Annotated in this window: 5 protein-coding genes and 1 pseudogene; 3 read left to right on the top strand and 3 right to left on the bottom strand. The window is 60.0% G+C overall.

What is annotated here, in order from left to right; all coding sequences use genetic code 11:
- Positions 1–24: 24 nt before the first annotated feature.
- The 3 genes and pseudogenes from FJ398_22655 to FJ398_22645 all read right to left on the bottom strand — a co-directional run bounded on the left by FJ398_22655 (position 25) and on the right by FJ398_22645 (position 3,605).
- Positions 25–1,110, bottom strand: a complete 1,086-nt coding sequence (locus FJ398_22655; GenBank protein MBM3840709.1) for a glycoside hydrolase — start codon at positions 1,108–1,110, stop codon at positions 25–27.
- A gap of 555 nt (positions 1,111–1,665) precedes the next feature.
- Positions 1,666–2,163: pseudogene (locus FJ398_22650) on the bottom strand (molybdenum cofactor biosysynthesis protein).
- A 14-nt stretch (positions 2,164–2,177) separates the two neighbouring features.
- Positions 2,178–3,605, bottom strand: coding sequence for an alpha-L-fucosidase (locus tag FJ398_22645; protein ID MBM3840708.1), 1,428 nt, complete (start codon positions 3,603–3,605; stop codon positions 2,178–2,180).
- A 66-nt stretch (positions 3,606–3,671) separates the two neighbouring features.
- Here FJ398_22645 and FJ398_22640 point away from each other — a divergent pair, with 66 nt between their 5' ends.
- From FJ398_22640 to FJ398_22630, 3 genes are all read left to right on the top strand, one after another.
- Positions 3,672–5,228, top strand: a complete 1,557-nt coding sequence (locus FJ398_22640) for a hypothetical protein (GenBank protein ID MBM3840707.1) — start codon at positions 3,672–3,674, stop codon at positions 5,226–5,228.
- 180 nt (positions 5,229–5,408) lie between these two features.
- A complete protein-coding gene (locus FJ398_22635) occupies positions 5,409–8,561 on the top strand; it encodes a hypothetical protein (GenBank protein MBM3840706.1) in 3,153 nt (1,050 codons plus the stop codon).
- Between the two features lie 84 nt (positions 8,562–8,645).
- Positions 8,646–8,875 (top strand): DUF3782 domain-containing protein (locus tag FJ398_22630; GenBank protein ID MBM3840705.1); only part of this gene is annotated, 230 nt, incomplete at its 3' end.

The following is an 8,875-nucleotide window of genomic DNA, read 5'->3' as shown; positions in this document are numbered from 1 at the left end:
CATCGGGAATCTCGGAAGGAGCGGCTAAAACGCCCGCACCAGTTCCATCATTTCCCGATCCAATTTGTGGCCGCGAAAATTGTCGTAAGCGACGTCCTGCCGGTTGCTGTCCAGGAATCCGAACGAACCGCGCAAATTCCACATCGCCCAGCCCCAGCCCGCCTCTTGCCACAATTCCAGACAATCGCGCATCCAGGATAACACGACCTTGTGGGGCGTGTGCTGAAACGCGCCCCATTCACCCACGTGAACGCCGACGCCTTTGCACTCCAGTTGCTGCCAGAGATCAATGCGTTCCGCTTTGAGCCGGGCTTTGTCCCAGGTCGATTTTTCGTTCTCAACGAGCGGCCACGTCGGGACAGGCCATTGATCGGATCCGCGCACCCAGGAAGCTTTGTAATGAGAGATGCGCATCGGATCATACCCGCGCGTGCTCTGTCCGACGCCTAAACCGGCCAGCGAAGGCACCGGGTCGCGTCCCCAGCGCAGCCCGTCCGCGATAATCAATCGCTCCGGATCCTCGGCGCGAATGGCTTTGACCAGAGCCCGGACGACCGTTTCATAGGTGGCTTCGGGGATGGCGGCGGGTTCGTTCAAGAGATCGAAACTCACCTGAGAATTCGGGATGCCTTTGTAACGCCGGGCGAAGTGCGCCCAGTGATGCGCGCACGCTTCCAGAGCCTTGGGATCGCTCCAAAGGTCCAAAGGTTCTTTCGGCGGATTGACACAATAGCCGGGCGCCCGATGGAAGTTGATATTCACATGAATCCCGTGCTGCCGGCCAAACTCGACCGCCTGATCGATCTCCTTCAGCGCGGATTCCTTCAGTTGCAGCCAATCGCTCGCATCCGTCCAACAGCGATACGAGAGCGGGAGGCGAACGAAATCAAAGCCCCACTCGGCTATCCACTCGAAGTCCGGCTCGCGGAACGGCGCATGGCGTTCGGCGGTGAACTTTTCCAGAAGATTGAATCCGCGCCAGCGTGGCAGCCTGGACGCACTGACCGGAGTTTCTGCGGGCTGCCCACGCTGGCGTTCTGCGGCGAGCGCGGTCGATAGACCGGTGACTGCTGCGCCCGCTGCGAATTGGAGAAATTGTCGTCGTTTCATAATCGGCCTTCCGCCTGCAAATTCGAATAGGACTCAATCAAGCCGGAACGATTCAGGAAGGATCGGGAGCGCACGCGCCCCCGCGTGCTGGAGTCGGTGCCCTCGCCGACTCCATTCCATCGACTTTCGATTGGGAAGAATTGCCCCGTAGGACACTCACACGAGCAGGAGTGCCTTCCCATGAACTTGTCTCCCGGCCGGTGGCCTTCAGGCCGCTTCACCGCTCGACCGCGGAGAGTGCACGGAAGCAGCCTGAAGGCTGCGGTCCGCACGGTTGCAGGTTCAAGGACCGAGTGCATGGTAATCAGACCAAAGAAGCTCCCTATGAACCATTCCTCCGGATCGTGGCCTTTAGGCGCCTTTAGGCCGCTTCCACGCTCGACTGCGGAGAGTGCGCGCAAGCAGCCTGAAGGCTGCGGTCCGCGCAGTTTTCGGTTCATGAGTCGTGTGCATGGCACCATGGCCGCGGCAATTTGCGCGGAACAGCCATTACGCCGCGACCAGGTGCGGCGACGTGTACACCCGGAAAAGATCGTCCACATTCTGAGTTCTCCGAGTGACCCGCAGCACGCCGCTCGTCACAATTCTTGCCCGCAAACCGCCGCGTCCCTTCAACGCCTGCTCGGCGCCCGGACAAAAGGCGTGGTCCATCCAGTAGCATGGTTTGCACTCTTCCACGCCGAAGAACCGAATGTCCTGGATTTGAAATTCCTGGCCGATCAAGTCGCTTAGTCGCGTGCCCCGAACCAGAACATTGCGCCGAAACACGGAAGCAGGTTTGTCCTGGATGCCGAACTCGCGGCAGAGCGATTGATAGACTTCCTCATCGAAGAAGGTGATTTGGCCCTTGTAGTTCTCTTTGTAATTGAAGAATCGGTCGCCGTGGATGCCGGCCCCGGCGACGCAATGCACGGACTGGACTTCGAGCATGGGATGTTCTCCCGGCAATTGTCCGTGATGGCCAAAATAGTTGTGCCCCGGCGAGACGTAGAGATGTAACAACTGCATATTCGATAATACGGAAAGTGTAGTTTCTCTGAGCCGCGCTCCCATTGATTCAGGTCAAGCTACCATCCCACGGGTCGAGGCGCCAGATCCTCAGCCGGCCCATCCAGGCTCAGGACGAGAATTGTGTCGTTCTCCCGGCGGAGCCTGCGTGGAAGCTGGACTTCGATGGACCCGGACGATTGCTGCCACGCGAGACGAGGTCCGTTCAAAATCCGGGCTCGAACGACCTTCGTTTCCAGGCCAGGCAACCGGATCCGTTCGTCTTCATTCTCCTTGAGGAGGTGAACATAGATCGTTTTGCCCCGATGCGTGCTGGCTCCCCACTCCCCCGGCAGGAAGGGCCCGCCTCGCGTGGCGTAAATGCTTTTGCCATTTTCCTTCAGCCAGCCGCCGATTTGTTGAAGGCGCTCCGCCTGGCGCTTTTCAATCTCCCCGTTCGGCATCGGCCCCACGTTCAGCAGCAGATTTCCATCGCCGCCCACCGTCCGGACGAGCATATCGATGCACTCTTTGAGCGACTTGAGCTTGTCGTTGGGTTTCCAGGACCATTGCTGGCCGATAGTAATGCACGACTCCCAGGGGCGGTCATTCCGAAACTTGCCAATGCCTTGTTCCGGCGTGTCGAAGTCGCCCGCGAAGTCGCCTGCGGCCGTCGAGCCTTCCATGCCCGCGCGCCCTTTGCCGACGCGGTTATTGATGAGGATGCCGGGTTGGAATGCGCGGACGTATTGGTACAGGTCAAGGCCGCGTTCCGCAGTCCAGGGCGTTTCCCATTCACCATCAAACCAGAGGATGCCGAGCGGTTGGTAATTCCGGAGCAGTTCCGCGAGTTGGTTTTTCAGATACTGATTATACCGATCCATATTCGGGGCGGGCTTCGGCGATTTCCCGCCCGGGCTGCCCAGGGGATAATCGGGATGATGCCAGTCGCAAATGGAGTGGTAGATTCCGAAGACCAGGCGTTGCTTTCGGCACGCTGCCGCCAACTCCTTCATCACGTCGCGGCCCCAGGGTGTTCGCATGATGTTATAGTCCGTGAATTGAGTGTCCCACAGACAAAAGCCATCGTGGTGCTTGCTTGTGAGCACGACGTATTTCATGCCCGCAGCCTTGGCCGTCCGGCTCCAAGCCGTGGCGTCGAATTGCGCCGGATTGAAGCGCCGGAAAAGGCCGTCGTACTCCTCCACGGGAACCTGCGCGCCGCGCGACCAGCCAATCTCAGTGCCTTTCAAACTCACCGGACCCCAATGGATGAACAGGCCGAACTTGGCGTCGCGCCACCATTGCAGCTCTTTCTCGGTCGCGCCGGGCCTTGTGTCTGCTCGAACGAACGCCAGCAGCGGAAGGAGGGTCAGGAGAAACGCAATCAGACAGTCCCGGCCGATTCCACGGAAAATACTTGTCCTCATGCCGCCCCATTTGATCGGAAGGCGATTCGTCCGGCTTTGATGCAGATCAACGCAAACTTGATCAGGATCAAAGCCCATTCGGACCAAATGCGTCAGGGTTAAGCGCCGGGTGCAATGACGCCTGAAGCGTCAAGCTGGCGCCGCATGAAACGGTTCATCGCCCAACTGATTTCCCTCGCGCTTCACGCCGGAGGCTTGTTCGCCCAAGACGCTCGTCCGCTGCCGGGCGCGTTCGGCCCGTTCACTCACCTCACCGCGGAGGATTTCACGGGGAGCCAAACTTTCCGCGCCCAGGATCGAATCGTTGGGACGTATTATTTCTACTGGTATGACAATGACTCGAAGGAACACATCCTGGACGGCGATGGGACCGACGCGCTCACCACGCACCCGCCGACGCTGGAGGATTTCTCCTACAAATCGGTCCGGTGGCACAAACAACAACTCGCCGACATGATGGCCGCCGGGATCGATTTTCTCCTGCCGGTCTTCTGGGGCGCGCCTTCGGAACACAACGAGAAAGCGCATTTGCATTGGAGCTACGCCGGTCTGAAACCTCTCGTGTCTGCGCGCGAAGAATTGCTGGGCGAAGGAAAAACCCCGGCTGGCATCGGACTTTTTTACGACACGAGCACGCTCCGTCACAACGCCTGGCGCGAGCACGTCGATCTGACGAGCGATTTCGGCAAGCGCTGGTTTTACGCGACCGTTCGGGATTTCTTTTCTCTGATCCCCGCCAGGCATTGGGCGATGATTGATGGAAAACCGATTGTCTTCCTCTACTCGGCGGCTTTCGCCAAGAAACACGGCCAGGAGGTCATTGATTATGCGAAGCGCGAGTTCGCGAAGGAATTCGGCGGCCGCGAGCCTTTCATCGTTCGGGAGATCTCCTGGCGAGTCAAAACGGACAACGTCTATGCGTGGGGCGGCGCGCTGGGATTGAAGAGTCCCGGCATCGCTTCGCTCGGGCCGGGTTACGATCATTCCGCGGTTCCTGGACGGAAACCGCTCGTGGTGCTCCGCGAGCAGGGCAAGTTTTACGAAAACAACTGGCTCAAAGTGCTGCAGCGTCCTCCGCAGATCGTGATGGTGGAAACCTGGAATGAGTTCCATGAAGGCACCGACGTTTGCGAATCCAAGGAGTACGGCAGGCAGTATATCGATTTAACCCGCAAGTACGCCGATCTGTTTCGGCGCGGGTGGAAACCATCGTGGCCGAGCGGAAAATACACGGGTTCAAACTCGGTTACGGCAACGCTCGGCCACGACAACCGGCAAGACGGGCTGCGTCTGATCCGCAACGAGGATGGCCTGACGGAAGCCACGACCATTGAGGGCCGCTCTGGGCAGTCCATCAAGCGCACCGCCGGACGAGGCGCTTACGTGTACTTCGCCGCCGATGATTCGTTCAAATGGGCGGAAGCGACGAGCGTTCGGGTGCACGTTGAGTATTACGCCGCCGCCCCAGGCACGCTGGCCGTCGAGTTTGATGGGAGCGACAAATCCGCCCCGTTCGAAGGCGCTTACAGTCGCAGCGCCGATGTCGTTCGACTCTCGGGGCACAAGGTCTGGAAGACCGCGCAGTTTCGGCTCGGAGCTGCGCGCTTTCTCAATTCACAAAACGGCGGCGCCGATTTCCGATTGGCGGTCGACGCGCCCGAGTTTTGCGTCGGTCGCGTCGCGCTCTCGCGGACGCCTTAAAGCATCTCCTTCGCCCGAACCTTCCCATGAACCGTCTCTTCGGACCGTGGCCTTTAGGCCGCTTCAACGCCGAACTCAGGAGCGGGGCCCGAAGCGGCCTGAAGGCTGCGGTCCGCGCCCCATTTGGCCTGGGCGAGGCGCGACGAACGTCATCGTATTTCTGCCCATGACCACTTCGATATGAACTCATCTCCAAAATCGCCGCAGACCGCGACGATGCCCTCCGATAAAGATAGAGTGCAACTTTGCGCTACGGTGCGTTGCCTTGTGGCGTTGCTGGCCGCGCTTTTCGCTTGGCCGGCCCAGGCGATGGAGTCGCCTCGGCTAAAAACGATTTTTGCTCAACCTCCGCGTGAATACAGCACGGCGCCGCTTTGGGTCTGGAACGACCTCCTCACCGAAGCGCAAGTGACCGAATCGATGCGTGAACTGGCGAGCCAAAACGTCAAGCAGGTTTTCGTGCATCCCCGCCCCGGCTTGATGACGCCGTATCTGTCGTCCGATTGGTTCCGCCTTTGGAAGGCCGCCCTGAAAGAAGCCGAACGGCTGGACATGAACGTCTGGATTTACGACGAAAACTCCTACCCGTCCGGATTCGCCGGCGGGTGGGTACCGGAGCTGATGCCGGAATCGCGCGGGCGTGGCCTCCTGCTGCGCGAATCGAAATCTGCACCCAAACGCGACGATTCCTTTCTGGGCGTGTTCACGCCGGGCGAGGGCGGTTTCGAGAATGTCACAGCCCGCGTTCGATCTGGCGAGTCTTTGCCGGACGCGCGCTACATCCTCGCCACGGTTCAGCGCTCCGGCAATTCGCCCTGGCACGGCGGCCGCAGTTACGTCGATCTGCTTTACCCCGGAGTGACGGAGAAATTCCTAGAAGTCACTTTGGGAGCGTACCAGCGCGAAGTGGGCGGGGAATTCGGGAAGCGCATTCCCGGTGTGTTCACGGACGAGCCTCAAATCCGTCCAGCCGGAGGATTGCCGTGGACGGACGATCTCCCGGACGTATTCCAAAAGAAGTGGGGCTACAGCCTGCTGGACCAATTGCCCAGCCTCAGCCACGAGGTGGGTGATTGGCGAAAAGTCCGCCACAACTATTTCCAGGTTCTGCTCGAACTCTTCATCCAGCGCTGGGCGAAGCCGTATCACGATTACTGCGCGAAGCACGGCCTTGAATTCACCGGCCACTACTGGGAGCACGAATGGCCGCGCTGCTTGATCGTCCCGGACAACATGGCGATGTACGCCTGGCAACAGCGCCCCGCCATTGACACGCTCATGAATCAATACCAGGAAGACACGCACGCTCAGTTCGGAAACGCGCGGGCCGTCAAAGAACTCTCCAGCGTGGCCAACCAACTCGGATTGAAGCGGACCCTTTGCGAAGCGTACGGCGCGGGCGGATGGGACATTCGCTTCGAGGACATGAAACGCATCGGCGACTGGCTGACGGTCCTCGGGGTGAACACACTCGACCAGCACCTGTCCTACGTCACGATCCGGGGCGCGCGCAAACGCGATCATCCCCAGTCTTTCTCGTATCACGAACCCTGGTGGGAGGCCTATCACGTCTCGGCGACTTATTTCGCGCGGTTGTCCGCCGCGCTTTCGCACGGCCAGCAAATCAACTCCGTGCTTGTGCTGGAGCCGACGACGACCGCCTGGATGTACAACACGGAAGCCAGCCGGCATCCGTGTTTGGCCGAAATTGGAAATGCCTTCCAAAAGCTCGTGCTGAATCTGGAGGCGGCGCAAATCGAATACGACCTCGGCTGCGAAGATATCATCGCCCGCCACGGGTCGGTTGAAGACGGCGCGTTCAGGATCGGCCAGCGAAGGTACCGGATTGTCGTCATCCCGCCGCTGACCGAGAACCTCAACGCCGCGACCATGGCGCTCGTCGAAAAGTTCCTGGACCATGGCGGCTCGGTCCTCTGCGCCGGCGATCCGCCGGTTCGTGTCGAGGGCGAATCCTCCGGCCGTGGAACGCGCGCCGCCCAACATGCCAGATGGCAACGTGTGGAGGCCCGAGGCGTTCCGGAGCTTCTCCAACCACTCCAGGCGCGCGACGGTTTCGCCATCCAGCGCGCCGCCGAAGACCGCGGCCTCCTCTTCCACCAACGCCGGCAGCTCGACGACGGCCAACTGCTCTTCCTCGTCAACCCAAGCCTCGCGGCGTGCTCCACCGGCACGGTTGAGACCGCAGCGCGCGGCGTTGAAATATGGGACCCGAATACTGGCCAGGTTGGAGGTTATCCGTTTCGATCCGGCGCGAAAGGCGTGAGTTTTCAATTCGACCTGCCGCCTGCCGGGAGTTTGCTTCTTTTCCTTTCGAAAGATCAACGCGAGCCGCCGAGCGTTGCCACGGGAAGGACGAATACGCTGGTCGCCCTTTCGGCTCCCGAGCTCCGCCGGCTTGAACCCAATGTTCTGGTGCTGGATTACGTCGATATCACGGCGGGCAACGAGACGCGGACGAATCTTTACTTCTACCAGGCGTCGCAATTTGCGTTTCAGAAAAATGGACTGGCGCGAAATCCGTGGGACAGCGCGGTCCAGTTCCGCGACGAATTGATCACGAAGCAATTTCCGGCGTCGAGCGGCTTTGAAGTGACCTACCGGTTTGTCATCCGAGAAGCGGTTCCAACCAACTTGTCGCTCATTCTGGAACGCCCCGACCTTTACCGCATCACCTGCAACGGACAACCCGCGCCCCCGACGCCAGGCCAATGGTGGCTGGACAAGGCCTTTGGTCGAATCGATCTCAGCGCCGTCGCTCAAGTGGGCGAGAATGCCGTGACGATCAAAGCCGCGCCGTTCACGATCTACCACGAGGTCGAGCCGGCGTATCTCCTGGGAGATTTTTCGCTGCGCGCGGCCGAGCGTGGTTTCGCGATAGTCCCGGAGGCGCCGCTGCATCTGGGCCGCTGGAACGAGCAGGGCCATCCGTTTTACGGCGCCGGGGTGGTTTGCCGCGAACAGTTTGAACTGGCCGAGTTGAATGGCCGGTACCTCGCCACGTTGCCCTCCTGGCATGGCAGCGTCGCCCAAGTGATCGTGAACGGCAAAACCGCCGGCTTCATCGCCCATCGCCCCTGGCAATGCGACGTGTCACTCGGTCTGCGGCCTGGATTGAACACCGTCGAAGTCGTCGTGATCGGGACCCTCAAAAACACGCTGGGACCGCACCACGGAAAACCCGCGCTGGGCACCGCCTGGCCGGGCATGTTCCAAAGAGCGCCGAATCCCGGACCGCCAGCCGGGAACGAATATCATACAGTCGGCTACGGTTTGTTCGGGCCGTTCGTTCTGAAGCAAGTGGTCGGCCAGTGATGGCCCTGGACCTTTCAGACCGGCTCTAACGTCAGGGAGGAAGCGCGCTTTGACGCACGCCGCCGGATCGGGTATTCTGCCGACATGACGGATAAACAGCTGAAAGAACTCGTCGCGAGCCTGGCGGTGGCGCAGAAGGAGACCGATCGACAAATGAAGGAGACCGATCGACAAATGAAGGAGACAGATCGACAAATGAAGGAGACAGATCGACAAATGAAGGAGACAGATCGACAAATGAAAGCAACCGATCGGCAGTTGAAGCAAACCGATCTCCAGATCAAAGAGCTCGGCAAGCAGATTGGCGGCCTGGG

The organism is Verrucomicrobiota bacterium, from assembly GCA_016871535.1.
GTDB lineage: Bacteria > Verrucomicrobiota > Verrucomicrobiia > Limisphaerales > SIBE01 > VHCZ01.
The sequence above is the reverse complement of the archived record's forward strand: the minus strand, read 5'-3'. Positions and strand labels throughout refer to the sequence as shown.

Excerpts from the sequence above, each read along its gene's own strand:
- FJ398_22655 (MBM3840709.1), bottom strand. The coding sequence starts at position 1,110 with ATGAAACGACGACAATTTCTCCAATTCGCAGCGGGCGCAGCAGTCACC.
- FJ398_22645 (MBM3840708.1), bottom strand. The coding sequence starts at position 3,605 with ATGGGCTTTGATCCTGATCAAGTTTGCGTTGATCTGCATCAAAGCCGG.
- FJ398_22640 (MBM3840707.1), top strand. The coding sequence starts at position 3,672 with ATGAAACGGTTCATCGCCCAACTGATTTCCCTCGCGCTTCACGCCGGA.
- FJ398_22635 (MBM3840706.1), top strand. The coding sequence starts at position 5,409 with ATGAACTCATCTCCAAAATCGCCGCAGACCGCGACGATGCCCTCCGAT.